The organism is Streptomyces durocortorensis (assembly GCF_031760065.1).
Taxonomy (GTDB): Bacteria; Actinomycetota; Actinomycetes; order Streptomycetales; family Streptomycetaceae; genus Streptomyces.
The window spans coordinates 4,580,976-4,597,052 of record NZ_CP134500.1 but is presented as its reverse complement, the minus strand read 5'-3'; the positions used below and the strand labels follow the sequence as shown (position 1 = coordinate 4,597,052).

The window sequence follows — 16,077 nt, the reverse complement described above, 5'->3', positions numbered from 1 at the left end:
CCCCGGCCCTTCAGGGACGCACGCGGGCAATATCAGGGACCGTCCAGGGTCGGGGCGGGTCCCGGCGGGCGGTCCGGACCGTCACCATGGAGGCATGACCGCTCCCTCGGACGCCCCTCCCGGCGTCGCGCCCCCCGACGCGCCGAAGCCGCAGCTGCGGCGCACCCCGCGGCAGAAGGTCGTCGCCGGGGTGTGCGGCGGGCTGGGCCGGTACTGCGACGTGGACCCGGTGATCTTCCGGATCGTGCTCGGTGTCCTGTCGGTCACCGGGGGCATCGGCCTGATCTTCTACGGCTTCGCCTGGCTGCTGCTGCCCGCAGAGGGCGACGAGGAGAACGAGGCGCGCAAGCTGCTGTCGGGGCGGGTCGACGGGGCGTCGCTGGTGGCGCTGCTGCTGGCGCTGATCGGCTGCGGGCTGTTCCTGTCGATGCTGCACAACCGGGGCATGCTGTCGTTCGCCGCCCTGCTGACGCTGGCCGTCGTCGGATTCTCCGTGTGGACGCAGTCCCATAGGACGGCGGCCCCCGAGGACCCGGCGGCCCCGCCCGGCACACCGGCCGCCCCGCCCGGCCCCACCCACACCGGCGGGCTCGGCACGCCCCCTCCGGAGGTGAAGGCCCCGCCGACGCCGGGCGGCCCGTCGTGGTGGCGCGACCCGATCGTCAAGGACGGGACGACCGGGCCGGTGGCCTCCGGCTATCTGTGGGGCCCGGCGGACACGGACCAGGCGGCGGCCCAGGCCGGGCCCAGCAAGGAGGCCCCGTTCCGGCCGCCGCACCCGCTGCCCGAGCCGCGCGGCCCGCGCTCGATCGGGGGCCCGGTCTTCCTGGCGGCCCTGGTGGCGGGTGGTCTCGGTACGGGGCTGAGCTGGGAGCACCAGCCGCTGGGTACGGCCCTCCAGATCGGGCTCGTCGCCGCCCTCGCGGTCTTCGGCCTCGGGCTGCTGGTCGCCTCGGTGCTGGGCCGGACGGGTTTCGGCACGGTGCTGATGGCGATGGTCACGGCGGGCCTGCTGGCCGGTGCCGCGGCGGTGCCGGAGGACATCGACACGACCTGGGTGCGCCAGGAGTGGCGGCCCGCCTCGGTGGCAGCCCTCCAGCCGCACTACGAGCTGGGCACCGGCGACGCCCGGCTGGACCTGTCCGGCCTGAAGGTGCCGGAGGGCGAGACCGTGCGTACGGAACTCGACGTGGCAGCGGGGCGGGCGGCCGTCGTCGTCCCGGAGGACGTGACGGTGAAGGTGCGTGCCGAGGTGGATCTCGGAGAGATCCGGCTGGAGGAGGGCCAGCGGGTCCAGGTCCGGATCAACAGCGACGAGGCGAGGCAGCGGACCCTGCCGCCGCCGGCCGGCACGAAGCCCGCCGGAACGATCGAACTGGAACTGGAAGTCGGCATCGGACAGGTGGAGGTCACCCGTGCTGCGTCATGAATTCCGGCCGGGACGCGCGGTGGCGGGTCTGGCCATGCTGGCTCTGGCGGGCGGGTACGCGGCCGACGCCGCCGGGGCGTGGGAGGTCCCCTGGACGTTCTTCTTCCCGCTGCTCTTCGGCGGTCTGTGGCTGGCCGCTACGGTGACCTGGGTCGCCTACATGGTCCGGCGCCGGCGTGAGGCGAGGAAGGCGTCGGCGGAGAACATCGGGGCCCCGGCGAGCAGCAGCGGCAGCCACGCCATCAGATAGGGCAGATCGTTGCCGTAGTAGTACGGGGTGGCCTGCCAGCTCACGGTGAGCCAGAGGCTCAGCGAGATCAGCGCGCCGCCGAGCGCCGCGAGCCTGGCCCAGAGGCCGACGAGGGTGCCGAGGCCGACGAGGAGTTCGCCGGTCGCGATGGCGTAGCCGAAGCCCTCCGGGTTCTTGAGGGCCAGGTCGACGAGGGCGGGGATCGCGGAGGAGTCACGCACCCCGCGCATCATCTCGCCGATGGACCCGGCGCCGTCGGCGGACAGGAAGGCGCTGTCCGTGAGCTTGTCGAGGCCCGCGTAGACGAAGGTGACGCCGAGGAAGATCCGCAGCGGCAGCAGGGCGTATGTACGCGCCTGCTCCCTCAGCGTCCTGCGCTCGCCCAGTCCGTACGAACCGCTGCCGTCGTAGCTGTGCATGACCACTGCCCCGCTTCCCGGTGTTCCGTCGCTTGACCATACGTACGCCTTCGGCGCGCTGCTCACCAGGGTTGCGGGGCATTCAGCGGAAGGAGGTGGGAGAAAGCGGTGGTCAGTCCGTGACGTCGATCGGGCAGCGGTTGGTCTCCACCCCGGCGGCGGTGACGACCTGGACGTCCACAGTGCCCGGCTCCACCTCGACCGGGACGGGCACGGTCAGGACGGTGTCGGCCGGGTTGGCGAAGCCTCCGGCGACCGGGATGAGGGGGACATGGACGTGGACCGTGCCGATGCGGACGACGAGCCGGGCCAGCCGGTCGGGGCTGCCCGCGCCGGGCGGCACGAAGCCCGCACCCCGGATCTCGATGTCGTCGCCGGTCCGGATCGGCGCGTCCAGGTCCCCGGCCTCCCGGGCCCGGACGACGGACAGCACGACCGGACGCCCGCCCTCCGTGTACTTCCCGGCGAAGTAGGTCGCCGCCGAGACGGCCACCAGCAGCGCGAGCCCCCACGGCAGATCGGGCAGCTGCTCGGGGCGGCGGGCCAGGCGGACCGCGGCGAACAGCACGGCGACGGCGCTGACCAGCACGTACTGCACATCGGTGAAGGAGCCGCGCCCCGAGTCGTCGGTGAGCAGATCGGCTGCGCGCGGCCGGTCCGCGCGCAGCTTCTGGAGGCGCTGGCCCAGCACCCGTACGGTCACCACGCGGCGTACGAGGACGGCGACCGCGCACACCAGCGCCAGCACGGTCACCACCCCGGCGGACCGTACGAGGTCGAGCCCCTCGATCAGCGCGTCCCGGTCGGAGGGGTCGGCGGCCCCGGCCAGCTGGAGTGCGAGAACAAGAACCGCGAAGACGGCGAGCAGCACCCAGGCGGCGGCAACCGCCCGGGAGGTGGAGAGCCGGTTGTCCTCGCCGATCAACGGGGCGAGGAGGCCCCCGCGCGCGCGGTGGAAGCGGGCGGCGGCGGTGAGCAGACCGGCGGTGACGAGGGCAGCGAGCAGACCGGCGGTGCGGGCGGTGGACCAGCCGGCCCCGATCGCGGTGACGCAGGCGCCGACGAGGAGGGCCCCGGCCGCACCCCACACGGCGAACAGTGTGCCCCGCCACACCTGGTGGAGCCAGGCGTCCCCGGCCTCCCGGGCCCGTTCGGCGACGGTCCGGGCGGAGCCGGTCAGCTCGTCGGAGACCCACTGCCGGGACGCGGAGGCGGACTGGGCGACCCCGGCGGGCAGGCCGTTGCCCGCGGCCAGTTCGTCGCGCTTGGCGAGGAAGGCCGCGACGGCGCGCCGGTGCCCTTCGCGCGCGCCGTGCGGGCAGTCGCCGCAGGTGCAGCCGCCGCCGTGGGTGCCGCTCGTCCTTGCCTCGTCCAACGCCACGGAGGATTACGCCCTTTCCCGCCCCGGTACAGCCAACTCACTTGCGATATCAGCGAATTGTGCCGCACCGGGCGAGGAGTTCCCGCATCGGGGCGACCGGCGGGCCCGGACCGTCAGAATGTTCGACTGACCCGCTGCCACAGGGGCTGGTAGTTGATCCAGGCCACCAGGTCGCTGCCGAGGTGTTCGCGGGTGGTGACGGCGTCCTGGTGCGCGATGAGCACGGGCTTCCCGGCGGCCCGCGCCAGCAGCTGCACCTGGCAGGCGCGCTCCAGGGTCAGGAACCACCAGGCCGCCGCGTCCACGGAGTCGCCGACGGTCAGCAGCCCGTGGTTGCGCAGGATGACCGCCTTGTGCGGCCCGAGCGTGTCGGCGATGCGCCGCCCTTCCTCCTCGTCCACGACAACGCCCGTGTACGCGTCGTACAGCGCGTGGTCCTCGTAGAAGGCGCAGGATTCCTGGGTGATCGGCTCGACCGGCTCCCCGAGCGCGGCGAGGGCCCGCCCGTGCACGGAGTGGGTGTGCGCGACGGCCACGGCGCCGGGCCGGGCCCGGTGCACCGCCGCGTGCACGGCGAACGCGGCCTGGTTGACGTGGAAGCGGCCCCGGACGACCTGCCCGTCGCCGTTGACGAGGATCAGGTCCTGTGGGGTGATGTCGGCGAAGGGCGCGCCGAACGGGTTGACCCAGAAGCAGTCCTCCAGCTCCGGGTCGCGCACGGTGATGTGCCCGGAGACCCCGTCCTCGTACCCGAGCTGCCCGAACAACCGCAGTGCCCCCGCGAGCCGCTCCCTGCGGTACGCGCGTTCCTCCCCCGGCGACGCGTGGACGGGCGGCATCGCGAACTGAAGCTGTTCGACGGGGATCGGGGCGGGGGCGGCGGGCACGGCGACCGGCTCTGACATGGCGGCTCCTCGGGTTCCCAGGGCGTACGGGACCGGAAGTTACCGCCGGGTGGGGGTGGTGAAAAGGGGTGGGGCGCAGGTCAGGTGCTGAGCACCAGGTAGGCGAGGCCCAGATACGAGCGGTAGCCGGCGTAGTAGCCGGTGCGGCGGGCGTCGACCTCGGCCATCACCTCGCCGTACAGCGGATGGCCCGGGTTCTCCAGCGCCCAGCGCTGCCCGCGCCCGATCGGACCCTCCGACTCGAAGAGGTCCCATTCGTGCTGGTCGGCGACGGTGACCTGGAGCGCGTGCAGTCCGACGGACTCCGCCAGCCGGATCAGCTCCAGCAGCGACCCGAAGTCCCCGGGCTCGGCCCCGAGCCCTTCCAGCGCGGCGGACGTCGGGGCCTTCAGCCAGACCCCCTCGCCGAGGAGCACCCGGCCTCCGGGCCGTACGGCGGCGCGCAGGGCGGTCAGGGCCTCCCTGGTCGTACCGGGCCAGGCGTGCGAGGACCCGATGGAGACGGCGAGGTCGTATCCGCCCTCGGCCCACTCGGCGGCGGGCACCTCGTGGAACCGCACCCGGTCACCGAGCCCTCGCTCCTCGGCGAGCTTCCGTCCGCGCGCCACGGCGGCGGGGTCGGTCTCGACGCCGTCCCCGGCGGCCCCCGGCGCGGCTTCGACGAGCCGCATCAGCAACTCGCCCCAGCCGGAGCCGAGATCGACGATCCGTGCCCCGGGAGCGGGGGCGCAGGCGGCTACGAGCCGGGCCGCGTGTCCTTCGGAGAGCGGGGTGTTCCAGGTGAGGCGGTGGTTCCCGGCGGCGGACAGGATGGCGCGGACTTCTTCGGCGGACACGGTGGGGAGCCTGGCACGGGGAGTGGAGGCGGTGCCAGTGGTTTCTAGGGCCGACGCCGGTTGATCGCCGTGAGGTCGATGTCCAGCGGGAACGGAACCGTCAGGGTGAGCTTGTCACGGTGGATGCCTGTGGGCACGTAGACCTCCAGCGCGGGGTCGCGTTCGTAGACATAGACGATCGGCAGTCCTTCGTCGTCCGCCTCCACCCGCCAGAAGTGCCGCACTCCGGCGGCTGCGTACTTCCGGGGCTTGACGTCGCGATCACGCTCCACAGAATCGTCCGAGACCACCTCAATGGCGAGCACGACGTCCTCGGGGCGGAACCAGGTCTGGCGGTGGCCTGTGTTCGCCTCGACGGGGAAGACCAGCACGTCCGGCTCCGGCCTGTTCTTCTCGTCCAGTTTGATCGTCATCTCGCGCAGGACATCCAGATGTGCCGGCGCCTGGTCCAGCAGGGCATTCTCGAACAAACGCATGGCACGCCCGTGGAAGGCGGTCTGCGGACTCATGAAGACGAGACTCCCGTCGATCAGCTCGGTGTGGGGCGGGAGGCCCGGAATCCGGTCGAGGTCGTCCGCCGTCCAGCCGCCCTCCGGCGGAACGGGCCACCGGTACGGCTCCTGCTGCTCAAGCCCGGGCTTGGGTGCGGCGCTCATGATTACTCCCATACGCCGAAGTCTCGTCTCTTCACTCAGCGTACCCAGCAGATACGACAATGCCGCCGCCCAAACGAATGAGCGACGGCATGGACGTTGACCCGGGAAAGCCCTACGGGCTCACCGGGGGCGGGGAGGTCACTCCCATTCGATCGTCCCCGGCGGCTTGCTCGTCACGTCGAGGACGACGCGGTTGACGTCGGCGACCTCGTTGGTGATGCGGGTGGAGATCTTCGCCAGCGTCTCGTACGGCAGGCGCGACCAGTCGGCCGTCATGGCGTCCTCGGAGGAGACCGGGCGCAGGACGATCGGGTGGCCGTAGGTGCGGCCGTCGCCCTGGACGCCGACCGAGCGGACGTCGGCGAGGAGGACCACCGGGCACTGCCAGATGTCACGGTCCAGGCCGGCCGCCGTCAGCTCCTCGCGGGCGATGGCGTCGGCCTCACGGAGCAGGTCCAGGCGGTCCTTGGTGACCTCGCCGACGATGCGGATGCCGAGGCCGGGGCCGGGGAACGGCTGGCGCTGGACGATCTCCTCGGGGAGGCCCAGCTCCTGGCCGACCATCCGGACCTCGTCCTTGAACAGCTGGCGCAGCGGCTCGACGAGCTGGAACTCGATGTCGTCGGGGAGGCCGCCGACGTTGTGGTGGGACTTGATGTTGGCGGTGCCGGTGCCGCCGCCGGACTCGACGACGTCCGGGTAGAGCGTGCCCTGGACCAGGAAGGCGACCTCGGGCCCGTCCTCCTGGAGGATCTCCAGCTGGGCCTGCTCGAAGACGCGGATGAACTCGCGGCCGATGATCTTCCGCTTCTGCTCCGGGTCGGAGACCCCGGCCAGGGCGTCGAGGAAGCGCTTCTCCGCGTCGACCACCTTCAGCTTCGCACCGGTCGCGGCCACGAAGTCCTTCTCGACCTGCTCGGTCTCGCCCTTGCGCATCAGCCCGTGGTCGACGTACACGCAGGTGAGCTGGGAGCCGATGGCCTTCTGCACGAGGGCGGCGGCGACCGCGGAGTCGACGCCTCCGGAGAGGCCGCAGATGGCGCGCTTGGTGCCGACCTGCTCGCGGATGAGGGCGACCTGCTCCTCGACCACGTTGGTGGTGGTCCAGTTCGGCTCGATGCCCGCGCCGCGGTAGAGGAAGTGCTCCAGGACCTGCTGGCCGTGCGTGGAGTGCAGGACCTCGGGGTGGTACTGGACGCCGTAGAGCTTCTTCTCGTCGTTCTCGAAGGCCGCGACCGGGACCACGTCCGTGGAGGCGGTGACGGTGAAGCCCTCGGGGGCCGCCGAGCAGGCGTCGCCGTGCGACATCCACACCGGCTGCTCGGTGGGCGTGCCCTCGAAGAGCGTCGAGCCCGCCTTCGTGACGTGCAGCGGGGTGCGGCCGTACTCGCGCGCGCCGTTGTCGTCGACCGTGCCGCCGAGCGTGGTGGCCATCAGCTGGAAGCCGTAGCACATGCCGAAGACGGGGACCCCGGCCTCGAAGAGCGAGCGGTCCAGGGACGGCGCGCCCTCCGCGTACACCGACGAGGGGCCGCCGGAGAGGATGATCGCGCGGGGGTTCTTGGCCAGCATCTCGGCCACCGGCATGGTGGACGGGACGATCTCGCTGTAGACCCGGGCCTCACGGACACGGCGGGCGATGAGCTGGGCGTACTGCGCGCCGAAGTCGACAACCAGGACCACGTCGGCCGTGGTGTCGGGGGCGGCGGGGGGTGCTGCTGGCACGGGGCGGCCTTCCGGCGGTGATGAGGGGGTCGGTTCTCCCGATTCTACCGGCCGCGCGCGGACCCTCCGCCGAGCCGGGCGTCTCACGATGCGGGCCCCGCTTTGGCGGGTCCTCGGGGGCGGGGCCATACTGTCCCCCATGCGTCAGCACACGACCTTCGTCTTTACCTATGGCATCCGGCCCGCCGGCTGCCATGGTCGTGCTGCTTGAGCTACTGACAAGCAACGTTCCAGGCGCCCCGGGCCGACAGGCCCGGGGCGTTCTGCGTGTCCGGGTCCTCGCGCCCCGGGGGGTCGCCACCCACCGGGAGTCACCACCATGAGCAGCACCAGCACCGCCGCCACCGCCGCCGAGCGCACCGGGGCCCGCACCGACGAGGCCGCCACCCTGATCGGCGGCGCCCGGGAACGCATCGACACCCTCGACGACCGGATCATCGGGCTCGTCCAGGAACGGATGGCCGTCTCGGCGGTGATCCAGGAGGCCCGGATCACCTCGGGCGGCCGCCGGGTCAACCTCTCCCGCGAGACCGCCGTGCTCGGCCACTACAGGGACGCGCTGGGCAAGCCGGGCACCGCGCTCGCGATGACGCTCCTGGAGCTGTGCCGCGGCCGGGTGTGAGCCCGTACGGGCCGCCGGACACCCCCGGGGCCAGACGCCGCCCGGCAGGCGGGAGTCTGACGACAGGCCCTCGGGGAGGGAACGGTTCTCCGCCCGCCGGACATGGCCCGTATCTGCGTTCGGACCCCGTCTCACCCGTACGGCGCGTGACCGGGGCGGCGGTGTCTTCGTTGGTCCCGGTGTCCGTGCCAACCAGGGGCGGCATCGGTAGGAAAACCACGCGTGGCTCCGCCGGGACGTGTGGCGTACCGCGAGGTGCGCCGTGGGACCGCATCCCGGCTCATGTGACCGGTCCGCAGGGGACAGCAGCCCGGTCACCCCATGTGCGGCCGACCCCGGGGACGCCCGGGTCGGCCGCATCGGAACGTATCGGGCGGAGGCCTGTTCCCTCCTCCGCCCACCTCTGCGACAGCCCCTGGTCAGGCCGCCTGTCGCGCTGCCCGTCGCCGGGACGCCACGAAGAGCACCAGGCCCGCCGCCAGCGCCGCGGCCGCCGTGCCCGAGGCGATCAGGGCGATCGACCCCGTCGAGGCGAGGCTGCCCCCGCCGCCGGAGCCCCCGGCCGTGCCCGCCGAGCTGCCGCCGGACGTGGTGGACGCCGAGGTGCCGGAGGTGCCGGACGGGGTCGCCGACGGGGCCGTGGTCGGCGGGGTGGACGGTTCGCCGGAGCCGCCGTCGGCCCCGTCCGTCGTGGAGCCGGAGTCGCCGCCGCTGCCCTCACCGTTCACGATCGTCCACGCGGTGTTGTTGCCGGGCTTCGGGTCGAACGGCAGCTTCGGGTCCATGAGCCAGGGGCTGCGGACGGTGACCTTGCCGGACGCGCCGACCAGGCCCTCGTCGATCCGCAGCTCGAACGGCAGGTCGAGGCCGCCGCCGTCCAGCACGGCCATGGAGGTGTCGCAGACGTAGCGCGGCGCGGGGCTCTTCTGGTCCTCGCGGTAGCCGCCGCCGGCGGTCACCGCGAGGCAGCGGTCCGGCTTCGAGGTGACGGTCGTGCCCTGGGGGACGGTGAAGTCGACGGTGGCGACGGGCTCGCCGGAACGGATGTAGCCGATCCAGGCCGGGCCCTCGTTGCGGAAGCCGATGTCGGCCTTCACCGTGGAGCCCTCGGCTCCGGCCACCTCTGCGCCGTACGCCACGAAGTCGGCCGTGTTCTTCGTACGGAAGTCGGCCTCGTGCTGGTTGTTCCACGGGTCGAGGTCCGCGCCCCGGGCGGTCGCGCCCTTCGCCGGGGACTTCGCCGTGCCCTTCACCGGGACCGCCTTGAGTGCGCCGCCGGTGCCCCGCTCGAAGGAGGCGCCCGCGCGCTGGGCGGTGCGCTGGGCGGCGCTGTCCTCGTGGATGCGGTAGATGAAGGTGTCGTAGAAGGCGCGGGAGGTGGCCTCGACGGTCAGCGGGGTCGCCAGGGTGTAGGTCTCGCCCACCTCGAAGGAACCCTCGACGGAGCAGAGCGCGGTGGTCCAGCCGACGCCGGGCAGGCCCGGGTCGTCCTCGGTGTACTCGCAGTTGGAGTAGCGCTGCGGGATGTCGAGGCCGCGGGAGTACAGCAGGCCCAGCAGGACGCCGTCGGCGGCCCGGGTGCCCCGGTTGGTGAAGGTGATCGGGGCCTGCTGCTTGTCGCCCGGGTTCAGTTCCGTCCGGAACGGCAGCTCCTCCATCACCAGGTCGGGGCCGCCGACCGTGACCCGGGTGGTGAACGGGGTGAAGGTCGCGCCCTTCGCCTGTCCGGTCACCTCGATCGTGCCGGTGGCGCCGTTCTTGCTGCCCTTGGCGGCGGTGAGCAGGATGTCGTCGACACCCCGGAGGCCGGGCCAGATGCCGTACTCCTCGCAGACCGCCTTCGTGCCGGTCACCTTGCAGTCCGAGCCGTCCTCGACCGCCGCGTCGGCGACGCCCGCGATGCCGCTGAGGTCGAGGGTGACGGTGAACTCTCCCTCGTAGCCGCCGTTCTCCTCGTCCTCGCTCGGGTTGTGGACGGTGATGCCGAGCGTGGACTGCTGCGGCTCGCCGCTCTCGGGGTACGGGTGCAGGGCCGTCTCGGCGGGGCCGCCCAGGGTGAACACCGGAGTGTCGGCGGCCTGGGCCGGGGCGGCCCCGGCGAGCGAGGCCGCGGCGAGCAGACCGGCGGCGGCGAACGAACCCGCCGCGCGGCGCAGCGCGGTTCTCGGGGACAAGCGTGTCATCGGGACCTCTGGTACTCGGCAGGGAGCTGTTGCTCAGCGGAAGCTGTGTGACTGCTGTGACAGTTGACGCGGTACGGGGTTCGACCGCGCAGCCCTCCGAACAGTTGCCCTGACGAAGATCACGGATTGGGCACAGGAGCGTCGCCCGCCTCCTTCACGTCCGCTCGGGTACGTCCGCTGCGGCCTCCGCCGTCCGCCTCGGCGGCACCACCGGCATACCCAGGAACGGCAGCTTCAGCGCGCCGAACGCCTCCTTCGGCACGGCGGGCGCGAGCGGTTCGACGGGGCTGAGCCGCTCGTAGGCCCCGCCCTGCTCCGGGCGCGGGTCGGCCTCGCCCTTGTTGGGCCAGAAGGACATCGCGCGCTCGGCCTGGGCGGTGATGGTCAGCGAAGGGTTGACGCCGAGGTTGGCGGAGACCGCGGAGCCGTCGACGACGCTGATGCCGGGGTGGCCGTAGAGGCGGTGGTACGGGTCGATGACGCCCTCCTCCGCGCTCGCGCCGATCGGGCAGCCGCCGAGGAAGTGGGCGGTGAGCGGGGTGCCCATCAGCTCCCCGATGTTGGAACCGGCGAAGCCGTTGATCTCCTCGGCGAGCAGGGACGCGCTGCGGGTCGCCTCCTCGATCTGGGTCGGGTTGGGCGCGCCATGGCCCTGACGGGCGGTGAGCAGGCCCTTGCCGATGCCGCCCGGTTTGCGGTACGTCGTCAGGGAGTTGTCCAGGGACTGCATGACGAGACCGATGATGGTGCGCTCGGACCAGCGGCGGTTGGAGAGCGAACGGGCGGCGAGGGTGGGGTGCTTGATCATGTTGGCGAGCCAGCCGCGTACCCGGTGGGCTCCGTAGGGCACCTGGAGGATCGACATCGAACCCATGGCGTTGGAGCCCTTGCCGTAACGGACGGGCTCGATGTGGGTGTTGTCGTCCGGGTGGATCGAGGACGTGATCGCGACGCCCTGCGAGAAGTCGGCCTTCGCGATGCCGTGCTTCTTGCGGTAGCGGCGGTCGCTGGTCTGGGAGCCCACCAGTGCCTCGGAGTTGGTGCGGGTCAGCTCCCCGAGCTTCCCGGAGAGCCGGGGCAGCAGACCGCGGTCCTTCATGGTGTGCAGCAGGGTCTGGGTGCCGTACGTGCCCGCCGCGACGACGACGTGGCGGGCACGCAGTCTCGTGGGCTTCGCCTTGCGGCGGCGGTCGGTGGGGACGGTGAGGACGCGGTAGCCGCCCTCCGGATCGTCGGTGACCGCGACGACGGACGTCATCGGGTGGATGACCGCTCCGGCCTTCTCGGCGAGGTGGAGGTAGTTCTCGTTGAGGGTGTTCTTCGCCCCGTGACGGCAGCCCGTCATGCACTCGCCGCACTCGGTGCAGGCCTTGCGGGCGGGTCCGGCACCGCCGAAGTACGGGTCGGGGACCGTACCGCCGGGCTTGGCCTTCGCGGTGCCGTCGGCGTCCTCGCCGTCTCCGAAGAAGACGCCGACCGGGGCCGGATGGAAGGTGTCGCCGACACCCATCGCCTCGGCGGCGGCCTTGAGGTGGATGTCGGAGGGGGTCATGGTCGGGTTGAGGCGGACCCCGAGCATCCGGCGGGCCTGGTCGTAGTACGGCTTGAGCTCGTCCTGCCAGTCGGTGATGGAGGCCCACTGGCGGTCCTCGAAGAACGGGGCGGGCGGCACGTACAGCGTGTTGGCGTAGTTGAGCGAACCGCCGCCGACGCCCGCCCCGGCGAGCACCATCACATTGCCGAGGAGGTGGACGCGCTGGATGCCGAAGAGGCCCAGCGCGGGGGCCCAGAGGTAGTTCTTCAGGTCCCAGGAGGTCTTGGGGAGTGTGCCGGGGGTGAAGCGGCGGCCCGCCTCCAGGACGCCGACGCGGTACCCCTTCTCCGACAGCCGGAGCGCCGACACCGCGCCCCCGAAGCCCGAGCCGACGACGAGGACGTCGTAGTCGTAGGCGGCATCGTCCTCGGCCGGGACATGGCTCACGGACTGTTCGCGGGCAGGGCTGTCCTGGGGCATGGCGCTCCTCAGTACGGAATCGGAACGAAAAGGGGCGGAGGGTGCTGTGGCCTCCGGGAGGCTCAGCGCAGCCGGAACGCCTTCATCGCCTTCAGGCTGCGGGTCATGAACGCGGCGTACTTCTCGTCGTCCATGCCGAAGGACGGCGCGAGCGGGATCAGCCGCTGCTGGGCGACGGTCTGGGCCTCCGTGTACTTGAGGATGCCCTCGGAGCCGTGCCGTCGGCCGAGACCGGACTCCTTCATGCCGCCCATCGGGGACTGGACGCTGCCGTAGGCGGGGGCGTACCCCTCGTTGATGTTGACGGTGCCGGTCCGCAGCCGGGCGGCGACCTGGTGGCCGCGCCGGGAGTCGGTGGTCCAGACGCTGGAGTTGAGGCCGTACGGGGTGGCGTTGGCCAGCGCGATCACCTCGTCCTCGTCGCTGAAGCGGTAGATCGAGACGACCGGTCCGAAGGTCTCCTCGGTGCAGACGGCCATCGGCTCCTCCACCCCGTCGAGGATGGTCGGCTCGTAGAACAGCGGGCCGATGTCGGGGCGGGCGACACCGCCCGCGACCAGCTTCGCGCCCTTCTCGACGGCCTCGGCGACATGCCGGGTGACCGTCTCCAGCTGGCGCTGCCCGACGAGGGAGCCCATGTCGGCGCCGTACGCGAGGGCGTTGCCGAGCCGCATGGCCTTCGTGCGGGTGGCGAAGCGCTGGACGAAGTCGTCGGCGATCGACTCGTGGACGTACAGCCGCTCGATGGAGATGCACAGCTGCCCGGCGGAGGAGAAGCAGGCGCGGACGGCGCCGGCGGCGGCCTTCTCCACGTCGGCGTCCTTGAGGACGAGCATGGCGTTCTTGCCACCGAGCTCCAGCGAGACGCCGACCAGCCGGGAGGCCGCGCCGACGGCGACCTCGCGGCCGGTGCGGGTGGAGCCGGTGAAGGAGACGTAGTCGGCGCGGCTGACGACCTCGGGGCCGACGACGGGTCCCTCGCCCAGGACGACCTGGAAGACCTCGGCGGGCAGTCCGGCCTCGATGAGCAGGTCGCGGGCCCACAGCGCGGTGAGCGCGGTCTCCGTGTCGGGCTTCATCACGACGGCGTTGCCGGAGACGAACGCGGGCAGCGCGTCGCCCACGGACAGCTCGAAGGGGTAGTTCCAGGGGGCGATCTGGCCGACGACCCCGCGCGGCTGGCGCAGCTCGGTGACCTTGGTGAGGGTCGGGACGACACCCGTGTGGCGGCGGGGCTTGAGGTACGCGGCCGCCCTGCGCCCGTAGTGGCGGGCGGCGACGGTGACCGCCTGCACCTCCTCGTGGGCGTGCAGCCGGGCCTTGCCGGTCTCCAGCTGGATGAGGTCGAGGACCTCGGACTGGCGGCTGAGGACGAGGTCGTGGAAGCGCAGGAGGACGGCGGCCCGCTGCCGTACGGGGACGGCGGCCCAGGCGGGCTGGGCGGCGCGCGCCCGGTCGAAGGCGCCTGCGACGTCCTCGGGGGTGGACTCGGGCAGGTCGGCCAGCTTCTCCCCGGTGAAGGGCGAGTGGTTGGCCGTACGCCCCGATCCGACGACACCGCGGATCAGCTGGGCGATCACCTCGGGGGTGACCACATCGGCGGCGGTGCGCACGCCGGCGGGGGCGACCGCCACGGGGTTCGTACCGAGAGGGGCGTCAGGGGCCTGCGAGTCCGTCATGAGGCCGAGAGTATGTCCAGCCGCACCCTTTGGGTACCCGTCGGTAACAGTTTTTCACAGGACCCGCCCGCATCCCCGGACCGCCCTCACGAACGAGCCAGTGATCGCTGGCGACATAACCGCTGATCAGTGGCTATGCGGCGGACCGCACACCGGTGGTGGGCCCGCCGCGCTCGGCCCTCGGCCTGCGAAGCTCAGTCCTGGGTCTTCGGCGCGCGCCAGCTGCGCAGCATGACGTCGAACAGCTCTCGGCTGGTCTTCCAGCCCTCCTGCGGAGCCGTCAGGTACAGCGCGTACTCGGGGCCGCCCGCCGCGCCGTAGTACATCTGGTCGATCCCGTGCCGGGGACCCGCGTGATCCTTGGTCTCGTTCCAGGTGAACTCCCAGAGCGCGCCAGGCCGGTCACGGAAGGTGTTCTTCTCCAGCGCTGTCCGCCGGTAGCCGGGCAGCCGTTCGGACAGCTGCTCCTCCATGTTCCGCATATGCAGATACGGATGGTCGAAGTCCGGGTCCGGGTCGACGCTGATCCGGATCCGGTGCGCCCCGCCGTCCGGTGTGTAGTCGATCTGCCCGTCCTGCACCCGGCGCACCCAGTCCTTCGGTACGACCAGGCTGAAGCCCGCCGGGTCCTCGACCCGGTGCCAGCCGTCGGGTATCTCCGGTATCCCCTGGGCGGGGGCGGTGGCGGGCGGGGCGCTCCCCGGCGCGGAGGGCGTGGCACCGGCGGCCGCCCGGCCACCGGTGCCCCCCGAACCGCCGGGCTCCTCCCCGTACCTCATCGCGAGGAGCCCGGCCGCGCCGCCGAGGACCGCGGCGGCGACGACCACGACGAGGACCGTGCGCCACCGGGAGCGGGCTCGCCGGGTCACCGGGGTGGAGACGGGCCCTGCCGGAGAAGGCGAGGGGGCCGTTCCGGGGAGCCGGGCGGTGGGGCCGTGAGGATCACCGAGGGCGGAGTCAGGCACGGGGGCGTCGAGAACGTTCGGGTCCGGGAAGGCGTACCGGGCGTCCTTGGGCAGGCGCTGTGTGGGCACGTGCGCCTGCGCGGCCCGGGGCTCCCGGCCCTCCATCGCGTCCAGCAGCATCTGTTCGGTCTCGGCGGCCGAGGGCCGGTCGGCCGGGTCCTTGCGGAGCAGCGCGGTGATGACGGCCCCGAGCGGACCGGCGTTGACCGGGGCGGGCGGCTCCTCGGTGACGACGGCCTGCATGGTGGAGATCGGGGACGTACGGCGGAACGGGCTGGCCCCCTCGACCGCCGCGTACAGCGTCACTCCGAGCGACCACAGGTCGGAGGCGGGTCCCGGATCGCCGCCGCGTACCCGTTCGGGGGCCAGATAGTCGATGGAGCCGACCAGTTCACCGGTCCGGGTGATCGTGGAGTCGCCCTCGATCGCGGCGATCCCGAAGTCGGTCAGAAGCACCTGCCCGTCGCGCGCCAGCAGGACGTTGCCGGGCTTGACGTCGCGGTGCAGCACCCCGGCCCCGTGCGCGGCGCGCAGGGCACTGAGCACGTGCAGCCCGACCCGTGCCGCCTCGCGCGGTGCGATCTCCCCGCTCTCCTTGGCGGCGTCGGCGAGCGAGGGCCCGTCGACGTACTGCATGACGATCCAGGGGCGGTTGTCGTACTCGATCACGTCGTGGACGGTGACGACACCCGGGTGCGTGATGCGGGCGGCGGCCCGGGCCTCCTTCTGCGTCCGGGCGTGCAGGACGAGCCGGTCGGCCTCGGCGACGTACAGCCCGGCGGTCAACTCCTTGACGGCGACCGTACGGTGCAGCACCTCATCGTGAGCACGCCAGACCTTGCCCATGCCGCCGCGGCCGAGGACCTCGCCCAGCCGGTACCGCCCCGCCAGCACCAGTCCCGCAGCCGTGCCCTGTGATCGATCCACGTGATGTCCCCGCCCCGTTTTCCTCGGCTTGCCAGATTACGGAGCGGAGGCGAGGCGGCGTAACGGGGGATCGGCCACGAGACCGC

13 protein-coding genes are annotated in these 16,077 nt (G+C 72.3%); 3 read left to right on the top strand and 10 right to left on the bottom strand.

The window, feature by feature from the left end; genetic code table 11:
• Positions 1–94: 94 nt before the first annotated feature.
• Complete coding sequence (locus tag RI138_RS20590; RefSeq protein ID WP_311121102.1) at positions 95–1,429, top strand: PspC domain-containing protein; 1,335 nt, start codon at positions 95–97, stop codon at positions 1,427–1,429.
• Positions 1,416–1,679, top strand: a complete 264-nt coding sequence (locus RI138_RS20585) for a hypothetical protein (RefSeq protein ID WP_311121101.1) — start codon at positions 1,416–1,418, stop codon at positions 1,677–1,679. The genes RI138_RS20590 and RI138_RS20585 overlap by 14 nt, the downstream gene beginning before the upstream one ends.
• Here the strand turns inward: RI138_RS20585 and RI138_RS20580 are convergent.
• The 6 genes from RI138_RS20580 to guaA form a co-directional block, all read right to left on the bottom strand.
• Positions 1,586–2,098: a DoxX family protein gene (locus tag RI138_RS20580; RefSeq protein ID WP_096631877.1), complete on the bottom strand. Its 513-nt coding sequence runs from the start codon at positions 2,096–2,098 to the stop codon at positions 1,586–1,588. The two genes, RI138_RS20585 and RI138_RS20580, sit on opposite strands and share 94 nt — an antisense overlap.
• 112 nt (positions 2,099–2,210) lie before the next feature.
• Positions 2,211–3,479: a hypothetical protein gene (locus RI138_RS20575; protein ID WP_096631859.1), complete on the bottom strand. Its 1,269-nt coding sequence runs from the start codon at positions 3,477–3,479 to the stop codon at positions 2,211–2,213.
• 113 nt (positions 3,480–3,592) lie between these two features.
• The gene (locus RI138_RS20570) at positions 3,593–4,384 is read right to left on the bottom strand and encodes a class II aldolase/adducin family protein (protein WP_311121100.1); all 792 of its coding nucleotides are present in this window, start codon (positions 4,382–4,384) and stop codon (positions 3,593–3,595) included.
• Positions 4,385–4,464: 80 nt separating this feature from the next.
• Complete coding sequence (locus tag RI138_RS20565) at positions 4,465–5,220, bottom strand: SAM-dependent methyltransferase (protein WP_311121099.1); 756 nt, start codon at positions 5,218–5,220, stop codon at positions 4,465–4,467.
• A gap of 44 nt (positions 5,221–5,264) precedes the next feature.
• The gene (locus RI138_RS20560; RefSeq protein WP_311121098.1) at positions 5,265–5,876 is read right to left on the bottom strand and encodes a Uma2 family endonuclease; all 612 of its coding nucleotides are present in this window, start codon (positions 5,874–5,876) and stop codon (positions 5,265–5,267) included.
• Between the two features lie 138 nt (positions 5,877–6,014).
• Positions 6,015–7,601, bottom strand: coding sequence for a glutamine-hydrolyzing GMP synthase (gene guaA / locus RI138_RS20555; protein WP_096631865.1), 1,587 nt, complete (start codon positions 7,599–7,601; stop codon positions 6,015–6,017).
• A gap of 319 nt (positions 7,602–7,920) precedes the next feature.
• Here guaA and RI138_RS20550 point away from each other — a divergent pair, with 319 nt between their 5' ends.
• A complete protein-coding gene (locus RI138_RS20550) occupies positions 7,921–8,223 on the top strand; it encodes a chorismate mutase (RefSeq protein WP_311121097.1) in 303 nt (100 codons plus the stop codon).
• Positions 8,224–8,642: 419 nt separating this feature from the next.
• On the opposite strand, the gene RI138_RS20545 is transcribed toward RI138_RS20550, so the two are convergent.
• The 4 genes from RI138_RS20545 to RI138_RS20530 all read right to left on the bottom strand — a co-directional run bounded on the left by RI138_RS20545 (position 8,643) and on the right by RI138_RS20530 (position 15,991).
• Positions 8,643–10,406 (bottom strand): peptidase, encoded by a 1,764-nt coding sequence (locus RI138_RS20545; RefSeq protein ID WP_311121096.1) that lies wholly within the window; start codon positions 10,404–10,406, stop codon positions 8,643–8,645.
• Positions 10,407–10,560: 154 nt separating this feature from the next.
• Positions 10,561–12,420, bottom strand: a complete 1,860-nt coding sequence (locus RI138_RS20540) for a GMC family oxidoreductase (protein ID WP_311121095.1) — start codon at positions 12,418–12,420, stop codon at positions 10,561–10,563.
• A gap of 62 nt (positions 12,421–12,482) precedes the next feature.
• The gene (locus tag RI138_RS20535; protein ID WP_311121094.1) at positions 12,483–14,099 is read right to left on the bottom strand and encodes a succinic semialdehyde dehydrogenase; all 1,617 of its coding nucleotides are present in this window, start codon (positions 14,097–14,099) and stop codon (positions 12,483–12,485) included.
• A 194-nt stretch (positions 14,100–14,293) separates the two neighbouring features.
• Positions 14,294–15,991: a serine/threonine-protein kinase gene (locus RI138_RS20530; RefSeq protein ID WP_311121093.1), complete on the bottom strand. Its 1,698-nt coding sequence runs from the start codon at positions 15,989–15,991 to the stop codon at positions 14,294–14,296.
• Positions 15,992–16,077 lie beyond the last annotated feature (86 nt).